Consider the following 18838-nt stretch of genomic DNA (forward strand, 5'->3'; position numbering starts at 1 on the left):
GCGGCTCAGGCCGCGCTGACTTTCGCTATCAGCGCCTGTTTTTCCGCCTCCGTGAGGAAGGCGATTTTCAGGCCGTTCTCCTGCGCGGTGCGGATCTGCGCCGCGCTCAGGCCTGCCGCAGGTGCCGCAACCTGATACTCATGGCCGATATCCACGCCCTGAACACCCGGATCGTCGGTATTAAGGGTGGCGAGAATGTTATGCTCGAGGAACGTCTTCAGCGGGTGATGCGCGAGTGACGCCACCGTGCTGGTCTGAATATTGGACGTCAGGCACGACTCAATGCCAATGCCCTGTTCGGCCAGAAAATCCATCAGCGCCGGATCTTCCACCGCTTTCACGCCGTGGCCGATACGCTCGGCGCCCAGCTCGCGAATTGCCTGCCAGATGCTCTCCGGGCCTGCGGCTTCACCGGCGTGAACGGTGATGTGCCAGCCCGCGTCGCGTCCGCGGTTAAAGTGGTTGAGGAACAGGCTGCCGGGGAAGCCCAGCTCATCGCCTGCCAGATCCAGCGCGGTGATGTGGTCGCGGTGCGCCAGCAGGCTGTCGAGTTCCGCCACGCAGGCTTCTTCGCCGAAGGTGCGGCTCAGAATGCCGATCAGACGGGCTTCAACGCCGAAATCGCGGCTGCCCTGACGCACGCCGTCGATAACGGCGTCCACCACGCCCGCCACCGGCAGCTGGTGCGTCATCGCCATATAGCCTGGCGAGAAACGCAGCTCCACGTAATGCAGGCCGTTGCGCGCGGCGTCTTCCATATTTTCATACGCCACGCGGCGGCAGGCGTCTAACGAGCCGAGCACTTTTACGCCCCAGTCGAGTTTAGCGAGGAAGCTCACCAGATCCGGTTCGTTTTTGGTGATCTGCACGTGCGGGCGCAGCGTCTCCAGCGTATCGGCGGGCAGGGCGAGATTAAACTGGCGGCCGAGGTCGAGGATGGTCTGCGCGCGGATGTTGCCGTCGAGATGGCGGTGAAGGTCGGTAAGGGGAAGGCGGGTATCAATCATGATGGCACTCTTTTTTAGAATAAAGTGCAGACCATTATAAAAATATTTGCGACAGGAAAGCTACGTTGCGCAACAAAAGAGGGGCCGAAACAGCCCCTTTTGCCTCTAAAGTGAGCGAATTGCGCAAATAAGCCGCTCGACGCCCTGCTCAAGTTTGCTGCGCGCGCATCCGACGTTCAGTCGAATAAAGCCGCGCCCCGCCTCGCCATAGGTGTAGCCGGGCATAATGGCGACCTTTTCGCGCGTAATTAGCGCCTGCTGTAAGGCGTCGTCGTCAATACCGAGAGGGCGCAGATCCAGCCAGGCGAGATAGGTCGCCTCGGGCAGCTGCCAGTGAAGTTGCGCAAACGCGTCGTTCAGCCGCTGCGCCACGAAACGCAGGTTCTCCGAAAGGTAGTCCCGCAACGCATCAAGCCAGGGCGCGCCCTCGCGGTAGGCGGCGATATGCGCCACCAGCGATAGCACGGCAGGCGATGACAGCCCGTCGCGGCCTTTTAGCGCCTGCAGATACGCGCTGCGGTCTTCCTCGTGCGCGATAAGCCCCCACGCGCCGGTCAGCGCCGGAATGTTAAAGCTCTTGGACGCCGACGAGAACAGCGCCCAGCGTCCCAGCCCGACCTCGCACCAGGGCGTGTGCTGCCCCTGCCAGACCATATCCATATGGATTTCATCGCTGATGACCCGCACGTCGTGGCGCGCGCAGAGCGCGGCCATCGCCTCCAGCTCGTCGCGCCGCCAGACTTTACCGGTCGGGTTGTGCGGGCTGCACAACAGCATGATTTTACACGTCGGGCGCGCCAGCCGGGCTTCCAGCGCGCTCATATCGCACTGCCAGCCCGTGTCGGTCAGCGCGAGCGGGGCGCTCAGCACCCGCCGCCCGTTGCCTTCGATGGCCTTCGGGAAGGCGTCATAGGCAGGCGTGTGGACAAGCACCTCGTCGCCCGGCGCGGACCACTGACGGATCAGTTGCGACACCATATAGATAACCGACGGCCCGTAGACCAGCGTCTGCGGCGCAATCTGGCTGCCAAAGCGCGTGGCGTACCAGTGCGCCACCGCGCCGGTGAAATCCGGGGTTTGCCAGCGGCTGTAGCCGAGCACGCCGTGGGCGAGCCGCGTCGATACCGCCTCAAGCACGCAGGGCGCGGTCGGGAAATCCATATCCGAGATAGTAAAGGGCAGCAGATCGTCCACGCCGAAACGGTCGGCCACGTAATCCCACTGGGTACACCAGGTGCCGCGGCGATCCACGGCCTGTGAAAAATCGAACATGTTGCCTCCCGTGCTCATGCCTGAACCGAATGCATCAGGCTGTCCATTTCATCTTTTACCGACTGCACCTGCGGGCCTATCACCACCTGCAGATTGTGCTGGTTGAGCTGTACCACGCCGATGGCGCGGTTGGCTTTGAGCGCGGCGCTGTCCACAAGCGACATCTCTTTCACTGTGAGGCGCAGACGCGTAATGCAGTTATCCAGCGACGTGATATTTTCAGCGCCGCCCAGCGCTTTCAGGATAGCGGGCACGTCATAACCCGATTTGCCCGTCACGCCTGGCGTGGCGACGCCTGCCGTCGGGCTTTCAGCCTCGCGGCCCGGCGTTTTAATGTTAAAGCGGGCAATGGCGAAGCGGAAAATGGCGTAATAGACCGCGAACCAGACGCCCGCCACCACTGGCACCCAGTACCATTTGGTTGACAGCCCGTGCAGCACGCCGAACACCACGAAGTCGATAATATTGCCGTCGGTGTTGCCGATAGTCACCCCGAGCAGCGCCATCAGCGTAAAACCCAGCCCGGTCAGCAGCGCGTGGATGAGATAGAGCGCAGGCGCCACAAACAGGAACAGGAATTCCAGCGGTTCCGTGGTGCCGCCCACCACGCAGGCGATCACGCCGGAAATTAACAGCCCTTTAATTTTATGCCGGTTCTCCGGGCGCGCGCAGTGGTACATCGCCAGCGCCGCTCCTGGCAGGCCGCCCAGGAATGCCGGCATTTTGCCCTGCGAGAGGAAGCGCGTCGCGCTTTCGGCAAAGCCATGCGAGGTCGGGCAGTTGAGCTGCGCCTGGAAGATAGTCAACGCGCCAGAAACGCTCTGCCCGCAGACATCCAGCGTGCCGCCAGCCTCCGTAAAGCGAATAAGCGCCACCAGAATATGCTGCAAACCGAACGGCAGCAGCAGGCGCTCGCCGGTGCCGAAAATCATCGGCGCAAAGCTCCCGGCGCTGTTGATAAGCCAGCCCAGCCCGGTAATGCCTTTGGCGAAAAACGGCCAGATCAGCGGGATCGTCAGCCCGACCAGCCCCATCACCACGGTGGTGACAATCGGCACAAAGCGCGTGCCGCCAAAGAACGCCAGCGCGTCCGGCAGGCGCACCTTGTGAAAACGCTCATGCAGCAGCCAGACGATGACGCCCGCGATCACCGCACCCAGAATGCCGGTGTCGATAGACTGAATGCCGAGTACCGACTGCACGTTGTTGGCTTTCAAAAGCGCGGCGTCCTGAGTCGGTAAAATGCCTTTGGCGGTCAGCCAGAAATTGACCGCGAGGTTCATGACCGCATAACCGACAAACCCGGCAAATGCCGCCACGCCTTTATTCTCACGCGCCAGCCCCAGCGGAATGGCGATACAGAACATCACCGGCAGGAAACTGAACGCGAACGAGCCCATTTTGCTCATCCAGATGAAAATGAGCTGCAACACGCCGTTACCGAGAAACGGCATCAGCGTAATAACGTCATGGCTGCTAAGCGAACTGCCGATGCCCATCAGAATGCCGCAAAACGACAGTAGCGCCACCGGCAACATAAACGTTTTGCCGAGCTGCTGCATAAACCCCCACAGCGTGATTTTTTGTACCGTATTCGCCGTCATAAACGACTCCTCGCGTTAAATGATCCCATCGCCTGAACGAAGGATCGCAAGATAAAACGTTTTACCAAAGTTTAATGCGCGTTGAATCACAGAACATTACCCAGGCCTGACGGCTATAATATCCGTTCAGGTAAAAGGTTTTATCTAGCTGTTGCGGAGCAAAAGCGTAGTCAATGACACAGGCGAAAAGAATCACTATCAATGATGTCGCGCAGGCGGCGGGGGTCTCGGTTGCCACCGTGTCGCTGGTGCTGAGCGGCAAAGGACGCATCTCGAGCGCGACCGGGCAGCGGGTGAACGACGCCATTGAGCAGTTAGGGTTTGTGCGCAACCGGCAGGCGTCGGCGCTGCGCGGCGGGCCGAGCGGCGTCATCGGGCTGATTGTGCGCGATCTCACCACGCCGTTTTATGCCGAACTGACCGCCGGGCTCTCCGAAGCGCTGGAGGCGCAGGGAAGAGTGCTGTTTTTGCTGCAGGGCGGGCGCGACGAGGCGCAGATGCAGCGCTGTCTCGATACGCTGCTCGACCAGGGCGTGGACGGCGTTGTGGTGGCAGGCGGCGGCGGGCAGGGCGCGGCATGGCAGGCGCAGGCTCGCGGACGCGGCATTCCGCTGCTGTTCGCCTCGCGCGCCAGCCATCACGATGAAGTGGACACGGTACGGCCGGATAACCAACAGGCGGCGCGGTTGGTGACCGAGCATCTTATCCGGCGTGGCCATCAGCGCATCGCCTGGCTCGGCGGCGCGAGCTCATCGCTCACCCGCGCCGAACGGCTCGGCGGCTACTGCGCGACGCTGTTGCAATACGGGTTGCCATTTCACAGCGAATGGATAGTCGAGTGCCCGGCGGGGCAAAAACCGGCGGCGGAAGCCATTAGCGAACTGCTGCGCGTTAACCCAACCATCACCGCCGTGCTTTGCCATAACAGCACCGTCGCGATGGGCGCGTGGTTTGGCCTGATGCGCGCCGGGCGGCAGAGCGGCGAGGCGGGGTATGAGAGCTATTTTGAAAACAGCGTCACGCTGGCGGCGTTCGCTGACGTGCCGGAAGAGCGGCTTGATGAGGTTCCGCTGACGTGGGTAACGACGCCCGCGCGCGAAATGGGCCACTGTGTGGCGGAGCGTATCCTGCAGCGCATTCAGCACGGCGATGAACAGACGGGGAGCCTTATACTGGGCCCGCGGCTGGTGGCGTACCGTTAAGACGCACCAATAAAAAACGGCCTCCGCAGAGGCCGTTTCGCATTACTGCTGCGGGACAGAGAGCGCAGGGGCTTGCGGCGCAGGCGCCGCACCCGGCGCGCCTTGCTCTGGCATCGCCTCCGGCTCTGGCGCGCCAAGACCGGCCATACCGAACATGCCGATAAAGTCTGCCAGCGGCATTTTCTGCCCGTTCAGGTTCACCTGACCGTTTGCGTACTGCAGGCTGGTCACGATGCTGTTGTCCTGCATGGTGGTGATACGGAACATCTGGCCCATCGCCGCCAGGCCTTTCACCTGCTGGCCCGCCAGTTTCTCGGCGTCTGCCTGCTGGTAGCCTTCCAGTTTCGCCACCTGGGTCATCATCTCGGTCGCCATATCCACCGGAATAACCAGTTTGCTGTCGAGACTTTTCACGACGCGATCCAGTTGCTCTTCCGGGGTGTTTTGCGCGGCACTCACCGGTGTCTGGCTCGGATCTTTCAGGAACAGCGACAGGTTAAAGGTGCTTTCGCCTTTAGCGTTTTTCCAGCTCAGCGGCGCGATGGTAACGACCGGGTTGCCTTTCAGCAGCAGCGGCAGGGAAGAGACGAGGATCTCGGTCGCCTGCTGCTGGTATTGCTCTGGATTGTCCATAATGCCCGGCTGCGCCATCAGCGCGCGGCTGCGCTCGTTATACTGCTGGCTGAACTGGTGCCACGCCTGGCCGTCGATGTTGCCGATTTTCAGCGTCATCTTGCCGCTGCCGAGATCCTGATTCTGCACCTTCAGGCTTTTCATGACGTAATCCATCTGGCTGTCGATGCTCTTGCCATCTTTCGCCACGTCAGATTTGCCGTTCAGGCTGATGCCCTCAAGCAGCGCCATCTCCTGGCCTTCAATCGCGACCGCCAGTTTTTCAAGGGTCAGCTTCTGCTCGCCGACGCGCTCTTTAAAGCTGGTCATTTTCGTGTTGCCGTCGGCCTTCAGGCCGTTGAAGGTCAGCTGCACGCGCTGGCCATATTCGTTAACGGCGTTAACCAGACCGCTGTCCGCTTCGCCTTTCAGGCTCACGTCGTTGCCGTCTTTATCGGCGTCAAGCTGGAAGTCGCCGCCGCTGAACGCCACTTTTTCTTCTGGGGTCTCGTAGTTCAGCGCCTGCAGCTTGATGTCGCTGGAGGTTGCGCCGCCGTAGCCGATGCGGGTTTGTACGTCCGCGAAGGATTGACCTTTCGCCATCGCAAACAGCGCTTTGGTGGTGTCGTTATTTACAAGCGTGGTGTGCACTGACGCCATCGCCGGCAGGATATTCAGCTTTTTGAGATCGGCTAACGGGAACGGGCCGTGGCTCACCACCTGATCCAGAACGACGCTCTGACCCGGCTTCAGCAGCGATTCCTGCTGGCCCGCCGCGGGCTTCACCACCAGTTGCAGATGGCTGCTGAACAGGCCGCGCTGGTAGTCCTGGTAGCCAAGCTCAAGCCCGGCCTGCGGCGCGCTGAGCTTAAGCTGCGCGTTCGCCTCGGCCACCATCTCGCCGACATGTTTCTCAAACTGCTTACCGGTGTACCACGCGCCACCCGTCCAGATAACCCCGAGAGCGACAATCACGCCCACGGCGACCAGCGATTTTTTCATAGTTCAGTTCCCTTAAAACGAAGCCAGACGGCGGTCCGTCTGGCGTGACTGGTAAAGATGCAACCAAGCTTAGCAATCCTTGCTTAAAAGATCAGTAACTTAGTTGAGCTTATTATAGACGCGCGCGAGACGTCCCACGCCGCTCACGCTGACCGGCGATTCGTTCGCCGCCACGAAGGCGGATTCGCCCGGTTTCAGCGTCAGGCGCTGGTCGCCTTTGCTGAGCACCGCTTCGCCCTCGACGCAGAACAGAATGGCCGCGCTGGTCTGCGCCAGGCTCGCAGGCTGCGTGCCGAGATCGTGCAGCGAGAACGCGAAATCCTCGACAGGGATCGGGAATTCCAGCGCCGCGCCATTTTTCGCGGGCTCGGTCAGCAGCTGCGCCGCCGGTTTGGCGACAAACTTCACGTTCGCCACCAGTTCCGGAATATCGATATATTTCGGGGTGAGGCCCGCGCGCAGCACGTTGTCTGAGTTCGCCATCACCTCCAGCGCCACGCCCTGCAGATACGCGTGCGGCGTTTCGGCGAACAGGAACATCGCCTCGCCGGGGTTGAGCTTCACCACGTTCAGCAGGAGTGGCGAAAAAAGCCCGCTGTCGTCCGGATAGAACTGCGCGATAAAGCGAATGGTATCCCACGGTTCGCCCTGCTGGCTCTCGACGGTCGCTTTCAGCACCGCCAGCGCGCGGGATTTCTCCTCGCCCTGCATATTCAGAAGCCCGGCGAAGAGGTCACGCAGACGGTCCGCATCCGGCGCGGCCAGGAAATGCGCGATGGCGGTATGCGCGCCCGCGACGGGTTGTAACAGGGAGACAATCTCAGAAAACTCGCGGAACGCGTTCATGGCGAGGAACGGCGTCAGGGCAAAGACCAGCTCCGGCTTGTGGTTAGGGTCTTTATAGTTGCGCTCGGCGGCGTCCAGCGGGATGCCCGCCGCGTTTTCACGCGCGAAGCCTTCTTCAGAGGCCTGCTTGTTCGGGTGCACCTGGATGGAAAGCGGCTGATCGGCGCACAGCACTTTAAACAGGAACGGCAGCTCGCCGAAGCGCTCTGCCACCTGCGCGCCGAGCAGGGCGGTTTTATCGCCGTCAATCACCTCACGCAGCGCGCGCGTGTTGCCCTGCGGGTCCTGTACCTGCGAACTGCTCTTCGGGTGGGCGCCCATCCACAGCTCCGCCATCGGCAGGCCGTTCGGGTTTTCCACGCCATAAAGTTCCGTTAACGCCGTTTTACTGCCCCAGGCATAGTTCTGCACCGAGTTAATGAGTTTCTGCATGATCGGTCCCTGTATTCGGAGGAAAAAAGTTTTTGGTATTAAACCAATAAAGCGGACCGATGTAACCCGGCTGGGCAAAAAGTCGGTTTAGTCTCAGTTTTTGTTAAAAAATTGTGTACCATGTGGCGACTCGCTTTTTTATGCCGCACATGGACCATGTGGCGGATGACACATTTCATAACTGAAGCTGTAAGTGAGAGTGCAATGTCTGGCAAACCCTTCTTCTGGCAAGAGCCTTTTCCACTGAAAAAGGACGAGACCGAGTATTATCTGTTAACCCGCGATCACGTCTCCGTTTCTGAATTCGAAGGTCAGGAAATCCTTAAAATTGAGCCGCAGGCGCTGACGCTGCTGGCCCGTCACGCCTTCCACGACGCCTCGTTCATGCTGCGCCCGGCGCATCAGCAGCAGGTGGCGGACATCCTGAGCGACCCGGAAGCCAGCGAAAACGACAAGTACGTGGCGCTGCAATTCCTGCGCAACTCGGAGATTGCCGCTAAAGGCATTCTGCCGACCTGTCAGGACACGGGAACCGCGATCATCATGGGCAAAAAAGGCCAGCGCGTCTGGACCGGCGGCGGCGATGAAGCCGCGCTGGCGCAGGGCGTGTATGAGACCTACACCCAGGATAACCTGCGCTACTCCCAGAACGCGGCGCTCGATATGTACAAAGAGGTCAACACCGGCACCAACCTGCCAGCGCAGATTGATCTCTACAGCGTCGACGGCGACGAATATAAATTCCTCTGCATCGCCAAGGGCGGCGGTTCCGCCAACAAAACCTATCTTTACCAGGAGACCAAAGCGCTGCTGACGCCTGGCAAACTGAAAGCGTATCTGGTGGAGAAAATGCGCACGCTCGGCACTGCGGCCTGCCCGCCGTACCATGTGGCGTTTGTGATTGGCGGCACCTCGGCGGAGGCGACCCTCAAAACCGTGAAGCTTGCTTCCACCAAATATTATGACGGACTGCCGACCGAGGGGAACGAGCACGGCCAGGCGTTCCGCGACGTACAGCTTGAAGAGGAGCTGTTGCAGGAGGCGCGCAACCTCGGCCTCGGCGCGCAGTTCGGCGGCAAATATTTCGCGCACGATATCCGCGTGATCCGACTGCCGCGCCACGGCGCGTCCTGCCCGGTGGGCATGGGCGTTTCGTGCTCGGCGGACCGCAACATCAAAGCCAAAATCAACCGCGACGGCATCTGGATCGAAAAACTCGAAAGCAACCCCGGCAAGTATATTCCCGAGGCGCTGCGTCGCGCTGGCGAGGGCGAAGCGGTGCGTGTCGATCTCAACCGTCCGATGAGCGAGATCCTGGCGCAGCTGTCGCAATACCCGGTCTCCACGCGGCTGTCGCTCTCCGGCACCATCATCGTGGCGCGCGATATCGCGCATGCGAAGCTGAAAGAGCGCATCGACAGCGGCGCGGGGCTGCCGCAGTACGTCAAAGATCATCCGATCTACTACGCGGGCCCGGCCAAAACGCCGGAAGGGTACGCCTCCGGGTCGCTCGGGCCGACCACCGCCGGACGTATGGATTCTTATGTGGATCTGCTCCAGGCGAACGGCGGCAGCATGATCATGCTCGCCAAGGGCAACCGCAGCCAGCAGGTGACCGACGCCTGTAAGAAACATGGCGGGTTCTATCTCGGCAGCATCGGCGGCCCGGCGGCGGTACTGGCGCAAAACAGTATTCGTCATCTGGAGTGCGTCGAATATCCGGAACTCGGCATGGAAGCTATCTGGAAAATCGAGGTGGAAGATTTCCCGGCGTTTATCCTGGTGGATGACAAAGGCAACGATTTCTTCCAGCAGATCCAGTCCGGGCAGTGCTCGGCGTGCCTGAAGTAAGATGACTCTGGCCGGGTGGTGGCTTCGCTTACCCGGCCTGAATTGCCGTTAATTGTGTGTCGGGTAAGGCGACGCCGCCCCCCGACATCCCACCACCGTCACATAACCACCCCACAAGAGCGCACAAAGCGCCGTGCAGGTTTTTTTAACGCATCAATACTTATTCCTGAAGCATGTGAGCCATCCCATCTTTGTTATCAAGGAGAAAGTAATGACCGCCTACCGCAGTGAAAAAGATTCCATGGGTGCCATCGACGTGCCGGCCGAAAAACTCTGGGGCGCGCAGACGCAGCGTTCGCTGGAACATTTCCGTATTTCCACCGAGAAAATGCCGACCGCGCTTATCGAGGCGCTGGCGCTGACGAAACGCGCCGCCGCGAAGGTCAATATGGATCTCGGCCTGCTGCCTGCCGAGCGCGGCAACGCCATCATCAACGCGGCGGACGAGGTGCTGGAAGGCGCGCACCCGGAGGAGTTCCCGCTTGCCATCTGGCAGACCGGCTCCGGCACCCAGACCAACATGAACATGAACGAAGTGCTGGCCAACCGGGCGAGCGAAATCCTCGGCGGCGAGCGCGGGATGGCGCGCAAAGTACACCCCAATGATGACGTTAACAAAAGCCAGAGTTCGAACGACGTCTTCCCGACGGCGATGCACGTTGCGGCGGTTATCGCGCTGCGCGAACAGCTGATCCCGCAGCTGAAGGTGCTGCACAAGACCCTCAGCGACAAGGCGAGCGCCTTCGCCGATATCGTGAAAATCGGCCGTACGCATCTGCAGGACGCCACGCCGCTGACGCTCGGCCAGGAGATCTCCGGCTGGGTGGCGATGCTTGAGCACAATCTTAAGCATATCGACCACAGCCTGCCGCATCTGGCGGAGCTGGCGCTCGGCGGCACGGCGGTAGGCACCGGGCTTAATACGCACCCGGAATACGCTGAACGCGTGGCGAAAGAGCTCGCCGCGTTCACCGGCCAGCCGTTCGTGACCGCGCCGAATAAATTCGAAGCGCTCGCCACCTGCGACGCGCTGGTGCATGCCCACGGCGCGCTCAAAGGGCTCGCGGCCTCGCTGATGAAAATCGCCAACGACGTGCGCTGGCTCGCAAGCGGGCCGCGTTGCGGCATCGGCGAAATTTCCATCCCGGAAAACGAGCCGGGCTCCTCCATCATGCCGGGTAAAGTCAACCCGACCCAGTGCGAAGCGCTCACCATGCTCTGCTGTCAGGTGATGGGCAACGACGTGGCGGTGAATATGGGCGGGGCGATGGGTAACTTTGAGCTGAATGTTTTCCGCCCGATGGTTATTCATAATTTCCTGCAATCGGTGCGTCTGCTGGCGGACGGTATGGAGAGCTTCAACCACCACTGCGCGATCGGTATCGAGCCGAACCGCGAGCGCATCAGCCAGTTGCTTAACGAGTCGCTGATGCTGGTGACCGCGCTCAACACCCATATCGGCTACGACAAAGCGGCGGAAATCGCCAAGAAGGCCCATAAAGAAGGGCTAACGCTGAAAGCCTCCGCGCTGAAGCTGGGTTATCTCAGCGAGGAGGAGTTTGACGCCTGGGTGCGCCCGGAAGCGATGGTGGGCAGCATGAAGTCCTGATCAGGGCGCGAGGTAAAGATGCAGGCGGGGGATCATCATGACCAGTTCTTCCGCCTGCGGTTTATAACGGTGCTGCACGTTTTCCGCATCATAATTGAGCAGCTCGCCAATATCCGGCACCGCGCCGCCGCGGGTGTCGTGACACAGTACAATCAGCGGCGACGGGCAGGCGTATTGCACCTGCCGCTGGTTTTGCGCATACCAGACGCGCGCGACCGGCTGTACCTTCACCGGGCGTTTAATTTTAAGCCGCGCCTTCTGGGGGAGTGCGGCGATGTCGTTGTACTCCTGCGTCAGCCTCGCGTGCCACTGCTCTTTGGTTAACCCGCCCACCGCGCGCGGCGCTTTAAGTCCGCGCTCCAGCATCGCCAGCACCTCATCGCGCGTCAGGTTTTTAATAATGTGTTTATTGGCCCAGCCGAAGCGCAGCGTTGCCGGGTTATCCAGCACCGTCAGCCGCCGGTAGGCGTTGAGCGTGATAAGCCCCGGAAGGTAGCGGTGCACCCACTCGAAACGCTGGGTGGAGGGCAGGCCGGATTCCACGGTGATGATCTCTTCGAGCGCTGCTTTGAGGGTGTTAATTTTCTCAGCCAACGCGTGCAGCGCCTGATGCTGCGCGTCATTAACGCTAAAGCAGACCGCGCCTGGCAGGCGCACCGCCGCCTTGCTGCTGCGTTTCTCTGACTGCTGCTGAATGAACAGATGCGTGAAGTGACGCAGCGCCGCGTCCTGCGCCTCCTTGCCGATTTTTTGCGTCACCGTAATGGTGAGCAGCGGATCGTGCTCTTTGCCTTTTTCCACCTCGGGCAGGGTAAATACCCGGCCCGCCAGCAGACGGCAGTCCGCGAGGCCATCACGCATTTCCATCAGCGCGTGCTCTAATTCGCGAAAAGTCACATTGAGGCGTTCAACCAGATCGTAGCGGGCCATCGTGTTCTCACATTAGTTACAACATACTTTATGTTTAGCACAGTTTTGCCGGGTTTGGCCATAGCGATCTCTGGCGTCGGGCAGAAAGGATGGGGCGAAATGGTGGGTGCGCTCCGCTTACCCACCCTACGGGGTATTTTTAAGGATGGGCTGTCATGGAGTGCGACTAAGCGCCACGCACCCGCCACGCCACAGCCATCACTCAGCCGTTAACCCGCACCTATTCACATCCCACATCACTTACCGTCGCCCGGCACTACCGGCCAGCTGAAACGAAAATGCGCGCCGCCGAGCGTGCTCTGGGCGACGCTCACCTGGCCGCTCATCGCGGTGGCGATCGACTGCACAATGGCGAGCCCGAGACCACAACCGCCGGTGGCGCGATCGCGGCTCGGGTCGAGACGCACGAACGGCTCGAACACCCGGCTGCTCTCCTCCTCCGGAATGCCGGGGCCGTCGTCTTCCACCTCAAGCGTCGCCTGCGCGCCCTGCAACGACAATCCAATCCGCAACCGTTGCTCGCTGTAGCGCAGCCCGTTATTCACCAGATTATCCAGCACGCGTTCCATCAGCCGCATATCCAGCGCGCCGTAATCGCCTTCATCGACGCGTGACAGCATCAGCTCGCGCTCGGGGTGCAGCGAACGCGCGTCATCGACATACTCATGCAGCCAGCGGGGCAGCACCGGGTGCGTCAGGTGCAGCTCGGTTTGCGGGCGGTCGAGCCGCGCGTAAGTCAACAGCTCCTGGATAAGCGCCTCAAGCTGGCCAATATCGCGATTGAGCGCCTGCGACTCCGTCGCGCTCAGGTTATCGCTCATCTCCAGCCGGTAACGCAGCCGCACCAGCGGGGTGCGCAGCTCATGGGCGATGCCGTCAATCAGCTGCTTTTTGCTGGCAATCAGCGCGTTAATGTTATTCGCCATCTGGTTGAACGCCACGCCGAGCCGCGAAAAGCTGGACGCCTTATCAAAATGAATGCGCTCATCGAGATGCCCTTCGCCGAGCCGCTGCGCCGCCGCCTCCAGGCGCAGCATCTCCTGCCAGTGCGGACGCATCCAGATAAACACCGGCAGCGCCAGCGAAATGGCAATCAGCGCAATCAGCGCGATATCCAGCAGCCGCATCTGGTGCAAAAAGTAGAGATAGGGCACCGGGCCCACGGCCAGCACATAGTGGCTGCGCGGGATACGCTGGATAAACGTGTATTCATCATCCAGCGCCACAATGTCGCCCTCGCGCAGGCGCCGGCTGTTGATGTCATCAAGATGGAACTGGCTGAGCGGCTGGATCCGCAGCTTAAAGGACAGATTCAAATCCAGCTCTTTGATGGTTTTGTTCCACTCGTGCGGCGGAATTTCCCGCAGTTCGCTGCGCATCAGGTAGAGCGAGCTTTTCATCAGGTCGTCCAGCGACTGGCGGCCCGCGCGTTCGGCGGTGAACTTGTAAACCAGCCCGACCAGCATCGTCATCACCAGAAAGCAGACAAACAGCAGCAAATAGAACTGAATAAAGAGTTTTTTCATGGAGATATCTCACCCGCCGTGGCGGTTATTTTATTGCCGACGTCGTGTGCGGAAAATTCGCGGCCAGATGGTCGATAAACGCCCTGACGGCAGGCGGCAGACCGCGACGCGTGGTAAATACCAGATGCACAATGCCGCGCTGGCCCTGCCAGCCGCGATAAACCCGCACCAGCTCGCCTGTTTTCAGCGCCTTCGCGCAGACGTGGTCCGGCAGCAGCGCTATCCCCAGCCCGGCGATGGCCGCCGTACGAATAGCGGTGAAATCGGCGCAGCTCAGCCGGGGTTGATGGTCAATCAGACAGCGCTTCCCTTGTTCATGTTCCAGCGCCCAGCGGATTTCACCGGGGTCATCGCTGGTGCCGAGCGTCGGGTAGCAGGCGAGGCTGTCGATATTGTCCGTCAACTGGTTGGCAAGCGCCGGGCTGGCGACCAGGATCCGGTTTGACGTCCCGAGCGAGCGCATGATCAGCTCAGCGTCGCTCGTAAGCTCCGTGCGCACGCGCAGCGCAATATCCACACGTTCTTCAATCAGGTCGACAGGGCGGTCCGTGGCGATGATTTGCAGCTTCACCTGCGGATAACGATTCATAAAGGCGGGCAGCAGCGCCTGGATAATCTCCACCATGCCCGTCGGGCAACTGAAGCGCACCACGCCCTGTGGCTCTTTGCGCGCCTGGGCGACCACCGCCTGGGCTTTTTCGGCCTCCAGCAGCATCGCGCGGCACTGTTCGTAAAACGCCTGGCCGATATCTGTTACGCGAAAACGGCGGCTGGAGCGCTCAATCAGCCGCACGCCGAGCTGCGCCTCAAGGCCCGCGACGCGGCGGCTCAGTTTCGATTTCGGCTGCTTCAGCGCGCGGCTCGCCGCCGCAAAACCGCCGTGGTTTACCACTTCGACATAGTAAAAATAGTCATTGAGATCGGGTTGCACGATCGTTCCTCAAACAGAACGCAGGGTACCATTTTGTCCTGGTACACAGCCTCATGGGAAGCGCTTATTCTCTGCCCATGACATCCCGTCATCACTTACTGAGGATAGAGCTATGAACGCACGTTTTAGCAACAAAGTGGTTATCGTCACCGGCGGCACCAGCGGTATTGGCCTTGCGACCGCCAAAGCCTTCGCCAGCGAAGGCGCGCATGTGTTTATTACCGGCCGTCGTCAGGCTGCCCTTGACGACGCGTTGCGCCAGTTAGGTGACAATGTCACAGGAGTGCGGGGCGATATGAGCCTGCTTGCGGATATCGACCGCTTGTATGAAGCGGTGCAGCAGCGCCACAGTCATATCGATGTGATTTTCGCCAACGCAGGCGGCGGCGAGTTCGCGCCGCTCGGGGCTATTTCCGAAGCGCACTATCAGGAGACCTTCGACACCAACGTCAAAGGCGTGCTGTTTACGGTGCAGAAAGCGCTGCCTTTGCTGCGCGACGGGGCGTCTGTGATTCTGACGTCTTCTACGGCTGGCTCTACCGGTACGCCCGCTTTCAGCGTCTACGGCGCGACCAAAGCGGCGATACGCAGTTTTGCGCGCAACTGGATACTCGATCTCAAAGACCGCCACATCCGCGTCAATGCCGTGAGCCCGGGGCCGGTGAACACCGCGGGGCTGAATGAACTCTTCGGCGGCGGCGAGCAGGCGGAAAGCGTTAAAAATGAACTTAACGCGCAGATCCCGCTGGGGCGCGTCGGGCACCCTGATGAAGTGGCGAAAGCGGTGCTGTTTCTGGCCTCAGACGAGTCAAGCTTTGTGAACGGCGTCGAGCTGTTTGTCGACGGCGGCATGGCGCAGATTTAATCTTTGAGAATTGCGCCGCGCACTGACGCGCGACGCAGCCCTTACGCGTCGCTTTCCCAGGCGTGCGGCGCGAACAGATACCCTTTGTTGCGCACGGTTTTGATGCGATACGGCTCGGTGGCGCTGTCGTTAAGCTTTTTCCTAAGCCTTGAAATCGCGACGTCCACGCTGCGATCCAGCCCGTCATAGCTCACGCCGCGCAGATTTTTTAACAGCGCGTCGCGGTCCATAATCTGGCCCGCATGGGTGGCAAGCTCCCATAGCAGGTCAAAATCCGCCGTGGAGAGCGCAATCTGCTCGCCGACAAGCGTCACCTGGCGGTTCAGCGGGTCGATGCACAGCGTGCCGAAACGCAGCGCCTTGTGCGGCTGGTGTGTCGGGGCCGCATCGCCCGGCGCGGGCGCGGCCCGGTTCTGACGCAGATGCAGACGCAGACGCGCCAGCAGCACCGCAGGCGGCGTGGTTTTCAGGATGTAGTCACTGGCGCCCATTTCGAGCGACAGGATATGGTTCATATCGCTGTCAAGCGAGGTCAGCAGCACGACCGGCCCCTGCCAGTGGGTGCGCAGATCGCGGCACAGCGTCATGCCGTCTTTGCCAGGCAGCATAATATCCAGCAGCACCAGATCCGGGTTCTCGCGCGCAATGACCGCCTCAGCGCGATCGCCGCGGCTTTCGACAATCACATCGATATCATGGCGGCCCAGATAGGCGGCGATCAGTTCGCCGACTTCCGGGTCATCTTCAACAAAAACGATCTTGCTCATAGCACTCTGCGTTGCGGTAAAAACACCAGGATACACCGGGCGGGCGCGTGGCGCCAGCAACGGCGCTTCAACAGGTTAACGCAACGGGCGGCCGCCGTTCACCGGGTAGCTGTGTCCGGTGACGTAACGGCTGGTGAGGAGATAATCCACCAGGTCGATAATTTCTTTTTCGCCGGGGGCGATTTTCATCAGCGACTTGTTAAGCGCCTTCTGGCGGTATTCCGGGTTGTCGTGCTCGTTAAAGAGGATCTGCGACGGCGCGATGGCGTTTACTTTCACTTCCGGCGCGAGCTTGCGGGCGAACGAGCGGGTGAGGTTATCGAGCGCCGCTTTGCTGGCGGCATAGGCGACGTACTTGTCGCTCCCGCGCTCCACGACATAATCGGTAAAGTGAATAATATCGCAGGCGGCGTGGCCCTGGCCGCGCAGCAGCGGCTCAAGGGCGAAGTTCAGGAGATAGGGCGCGTGCACATGGATTTGCAGCATGGCGCACAGCACTTCAGAGGGCGGCACATTCGGGCTTTCATTCTGCCACGCGCTGGCGTTATGCAGCAGCGCGCGGATATGGGCGGTGCGCGCTTTCACCGCCTCGGCAAAGGCCAGAATGCCGTCGTCATGACAGAAATCGACTTCGATGCAGACCGCGCCTGCCTCCTCCAGCACGTCAATGGCCGGGTAACGGGTGCGGTAGCTGACAATCACATCATGATGCTGCGCCAGAAAATGGTGCGCCAGCGCAAGACCGATTCGGCGGCCCGCACCGGTGATGACAATGGGCTTATCCAGTTTTTTCACCATGACTCTCCTTAAGCTAAGGGGACAGGGAAATTAGCGCACCAGCATCCAGGTGGCTGGCAGCGCGGCGACCAGCAGCAGGCCGATGACAATTTTCTCCTGTCCTTTCAGCGCCACGTTTTCCACATGGGTGCGGCGCGCGTAGAGGAAAAACAGCACGCCAGGCGCGTACAGCACCACGGAAAGCAGCAGATGCATCGGGCCTGAGGCATACAGCAACCATAGGCCATAAATGCATGCCCCGACAGCAATTGCCTTATGCAGCGGACGGTGGGCTATCTTCAGAAGAAAGGCGCCGACCAGGAAATAGGGCACCAGAATCATCTCGGAGGCGATGGTCAGCAGCGTGTTGTAATCGGAGCCGGTCGCCCAGATAAGTACCAGGCAAATCTGCACGCTGGCGTTAGTGAGCCACAGCGACGCCGACGGCGCGTTGCGCGCGTTCTGGCGCGCGAAGAGGCGCGGGAACGCTTTATACTGCGCGGCCAGCAGCGGCACTTCGGCGGCCATAATGGTCCAGCTCAGGTACGCGCCGCACACCGAGACAATCAGTCCGGCGGCGATGATCACCTCGCCCCATGAGCCCATCATTTTCACCATCAGCCCGGCCATTGAGGGGTTGCGCATCTGCGCCAGCTCCGGGCGCGCCAGCACGCCAAGCGACAGCAGCGTCACCAGCAAATACACGGTGAGCGCCGCGAGCACGGCGAGCAGCGTCGCCATGCCGACATCTTTTTTATTGCGCGCGCGGGCGGAGACCACGACCGCGCCTTCCACGCCGATAAACACCCACAGCGTAATCAGCATGGTGTTTTTCACCTGCTCCCAGACGGGCACGCCGAGGTCGACACCGGTAAAATCGAGCGTAAAAGTAGGCATATGGAAGGCGATCACGGCCAGCACCACAAACAGGCCGAGCGGCACGAGTTTCGCGAGCGTCGCCGCAAGGTTAATGCTCGCCGCCGTCTGGACGCCGCGCAGCACCAGAAAATGCACGACCCACAGCAATACGGACGCGCCGACAATCGCCTGCCAGGTGTTGCCGTCGCCAAAGAGGCGCAGTTCGGGGGAGTCGGTAAAAAAGCTCAGGGCGGAGAAGACGATAACAAGATACGAGACGTTGGCAATCACGGCGCACAGCCAGTAACCCCACGCGGAACAGAAGCCGACCAGTTCGCCAAACCCTTCGCGGGCATAGGTAAAGATGCCGCCGTCGAGATCAGGGCGCAGGCGGGTTAAAAACAGCATCGCCAGCGCCAGCAGCAGGATCCCCACACCGGTAATCCCCCAGCCAATCAGCAGCGCCGCCGGGCTTGCCACCTCGGCCATATTCTGCGGCAGACTGAATACCCCGGCACCCAGCATGGAACTTAAAACAAGCGCGGTTAACGCGGCGAGGCCAAGCTTCTTTTCCATAGACAACCTGTTTAGCAAAAGGAAAGATCCAGAATAATTATTGTGCTAAAGCGCATAAAAATGGTGGATCGCACTAAGGCGCGGGATTTTACGGAGTGCGAAGCTCGCTTGCAATGCGGCATACACAAAATGTAGCGGAAAAACAAAAAAAGCGGCCAGGGCCGCTTTATT

General features: G+C 60.5%; 15 protein-coding genes. 4 read left to right on the forward strand and 11 right to left on the reverse strand.

All coding sequences use genetic code 11. The features are described 5' to 3' along the window. Positions 1-5: 5 nt before the first annotated feature. From add to malX, 3 genes are all read right to left on the reverse strand, one after another. Positions 6-1007, reverse strand: a complete 1002-nt coding sequence (add, locus tag AFK67_RS09285) for an adenosine deaminase (RefSeq protein ID WP_007718784.1) — start codon at positions 1005-1007, stop codon at positions 6-8. A 105-nt stretch (positions 1008-1112) separates the two neighbouring features. Beyond that, entirely contained in the window at positions 1113-2279 is a 1167-nt protein-coding gene (locus AFK67_RS09290; RefSeq protein ID WP_038883739.1) for a MalY/PatB family protein, read from the reverse strand. A gap of 14 nt (positions 2280-2293) precedes the next feature. Further along, on the reverse strand, positions 2294-3883 hold the full coding sequence (gene malX / locus AFK67_RS09295; protein ID WP_007718788.1) for a maltose/glucose-specific PTS transporter subunit IIBC: 1590 nt from the start codon (positions 3881-3883) through the stop codon (positions 2294-2296). A 173-nt stretch (positions 3884-4056) separates the two neighbouring features. Here malX and AFK67_RS09300 point away from each other — a divergent pair, with 173 nt between their 5' ends. Further along, positions 4057-5085, forward strand: a complete 1029-nt coding sequence (locus tag AFK67_RS09300; RefSeq protein ID WP_007718791.1) for a Mal regulon transcriptional regulator MalI — start codon at positions 4057-4059, stop codon at positions 5083-5085. Positions 5086-5127: 42 nt separating this feature from the next. Here AFK67_RS09300 and AFK67_RS09305 read toward each other — a convergent pair whose 3' ends face one another. Both AFK67_RS09305 and manA read right to left on the reverse strand, forming a co-directional pair. Further along, positions 5128-6699 carry a YdgA family protein gene (locus tag AFK67_RS09305; RefSeq protein WP_007718794.1) on the reverse strand — a complete coding sequence of 524 codons (1572 nt, stop codon included), beginning with the start codon at positions 6697-6699 and terminating at the stop codon, positions 5128-5130. 99 nt (positions 6700-6798) lie between these two features. Further along, on the reverse strand, positions 6799-7977 hold the full coding sequence (manA, locus tag AFK67_RS09310) for a mannose-6-phosphate isomerase (protein ID WP_007718796.1): 1179 nt from the start codon (positions 7975-7977) through the stop codon (positions 6799-6801). A gap of 204 nt (positions 7978-8181) precedes the next feature. Between manA and fumA the strand changes: the two genes are divergently transcribed. Together fumA and fumC are read left to right on the forward strand one after the other, a co-directional pair. Beyond that, the gene (fumA, locus tag AFK67_RS09315; RefSeq protein WP_007718797.1) at positions 8182-9828 is read left to right on the forward strand and encodes a class I fumarate hydratase FumA; all 1647 of its coding nucleotides are present in this window, start codon (positions 8182-8184) and stop codon (positions 9826-9828) included. 211 nt (positions 9829-10039) lie between these two features. Beyond that, positions 10040-11437, forward strand: coding sequence for a class II fumarate hydratase (gene fumC / locus AFK67_RS09320; RefSeq protein WP_007718800.1), 1398 nt, complete (start codon positions 10040-10042; stop codon positions 11435-11437). On the opposite strand, the gene tus is transcribed toward fumC, so the two are convergent. The 3 genes from tus to AFK67_RS09335 all read right to left on the reverse strand — a co-directional run bounded on the left by tus (position 11438) and on the right by AFK67_RS09335 (position 14824). Continuing rightward, positions 11438-12367: a DNA replication terminus site-binding protein gene (tus, locus tag AFK67_RS09325; RefSeq protein ID WP_007718802.1), complete on the reverse strand. Its 930-nt coding sequence runs from the start codon at positions 12365-12367 to the stop codon at positions 11438-11440. Between the two features lie 236 nt (positions 12368-12603). After that, positions 12604-13893, reverse strand: a complete 1290-nt coding sequence (gene rstB / locus AFK67_RS09330) for a two-component system sensor histidine kinase RstB (RefSeq protein WP_007714583.1) — start codon at positions 13891-13893, stop codon at positions 12604-12606. A gap of 25 nt (positions 13894-13918) precedes the next feature. After that, a complete protein-coding gene (locus AFK67_RS09335; RefSeq protein WP_007714574.1) occupies positions 13919-14824 on the reverse strand; it encodes a LysR family transcriptional regulator in 906 nt (301 codons plus the stop codon). A 112-nt stretch (positions 14825-14936) separates the two neighbouring features. Between AFK67_RS09335 and AFK67_RS09340 the strand changes: the two genes are divergently transcribed. After that, positions 14937-15689, forward strand: a complete 753-nt coding sequence (locus AFK67_RS09340; RefSeq protein WP_007714560.1) for a glucose 1-dehydrogenase — start codon at positions 14937-14939, stop codon at positions 15687-15689. Positions 15690-15730: 41 nt separating this feature from the next. Here the strand turns inward: AFK67_RS09340 and rstA are convergent, their stop codons facing one another. The 3 genes from rstA to AFK67_RS09355 form a co-directional block, all read right to left on the reverse strand. Then, positions 15731-16456 (reverse strand): two-component system response regulator RstA, encoded by a 726-nt coding sequence (rstA, locus tag AFK67_RS09345; RefSeq protein ID WP_007714550.1) that lies wholly within the window; start codon positions 16454-16456, stop codon positions 15731-15733. Positions 16457-16531: 75 nt separating this feature from the next. Beyond that, positions 16532-17254, reverse strand: a complete 723-nt coding sequence (folM, locus tag AFK67_RS09350) for a dihydromonapterin reductase (RefSeq protein WP_007714547.1) — start codon at positions 17252-17254, stop codon at positions 16532-16534. A 30-nt stretch (positions 17255-17284) separates the two neighbouring features. Then, positions 17285-18667 carry an amino acid permease gene (locus AFK67_RS09355; protein ID WP_038883736.1) on the reverse strand — a complete coding sequence of 461 codons (1383 nt, stop codon included), beginning with the start codon at positions 18665-18667 and terminating at the stop codon, positions 17285-17287. Positions 18668-18838 lie beyond the last annotated feature (171 nt).

This window comes from Cronobacter dublinensis subsp. dublinensis LMG 23823 (genome assembly GCF_001277235.1).
Taxonomy (GTDB): domain Bacteria; phylum Pseudomonadota; class Gammaproteobacteria; order Enterobacterales; family Enterobacteriaceae; genus Cronobacter; species Cronobacter dublinensis.

What these genes read in the sequence shown, in the direction of transcription:
- add (WP_007718784.1), bottom strand. Translation starts at nt 1,007, where the DNA reads ATGATTGATACCCGCCTTCCCCTTACCGACCTTCACCGCCATCTCGAC.
- AFK67_RS09290 (WP_038883739.1), bottom strand. Translation starts at nt 2,279, where the DNA reads ATGTTCGATTTTTCACAGGCCGTGGATCGCCGCGGCACCTGGTGTACC.
- malX (WP_007718788.1), bottom strand. Translation starts at nt 3,883, where the DNA reads ATGACGGCGAATACGGTACAAAAAATCACGCTGTGGGGGTTTATGCAG.
- AFK67_RS09300 (WP_007718791.1), top strand. Translation starts at nt 4,057, where the DNA reads ATGACACAGGCGAAAAGAATCACTATCAATGATGTCGCGCAGGCGGCG.
- AFK67_RS09305 (WP_007718794.1), bottom strand. Translation starts at nt 6,699, where the DNA reads ATGAAAAAATCGCTGGTCGCCGTGGGCGTGATTGTCGCTCTCGGGGTT.
- manA (WP_007718796.1), bottom strand. Translation starts at nt 7,977, where the DNA reads ATGCAGAAACTCATTAACTCGGTGCAGAACTATGCCTGGGGCAGTAAA.
- fumA (WP_007718797.1), top strand. Translation starts at nt 8,182, where the DNA reads ATGTCTGGCAAACCCTTCTTCTGGCAAGAGCCTTTTCCACTGAAAAAG.
- fumC (WP_007718800.1), top strand. Translation starts at nt 10,040, where the DNA reads ATGACCGCCTACCGCAGTGAAAAAGATTCCATGGGTGCCATCGACGTG.
- tus (WP_007718802.1), bottom strand. Translation starts at nt 12,367, where the DNA reads ATGGCCCGCTACGATCTGGTTGAACGCCTCAATGTGACTTTTCGCGAA.
- rstB (WP_007714583.1), bottom strand. Translation starts at nt 13,893, where the DNA reads ATGAAAAAACTCTTTATTCAGTTCTATTTGCTGCTGTTTGTCTGCTTT.
- AFK67_RS09340 (WP_007714560.1), top strand. Translation starts at nt 14,937, where the DNA reads ATGAACGCACGTTTTAGCAACAAAGTGGTTATCGTCACCGGCGGCACC.
- rstA (WP_007714550.1), bottom strand. Translation starts at nt 16,456, where the DNA reads ATGAGCAAGATCGTTTTTGTTGAAGATGACCCGGAAGTCGGCGAACTG.
- folM (WP_007714547.1), bottom strand. Translation starts at nt 17,254, where the DNA reads ATGGTGAAAAAACTGGATAAGCCCATTGTCATCACCGGTGCGGGCCGC.
- AFK67_RS09355 (WP_038883736.1), bottom strand. Translation starts at nt 18,667, where the DNA reads ATGGAAAAGAAGCTTGGCCTCGCCGCGTTAACCGCGCTTGTTTTAAGT.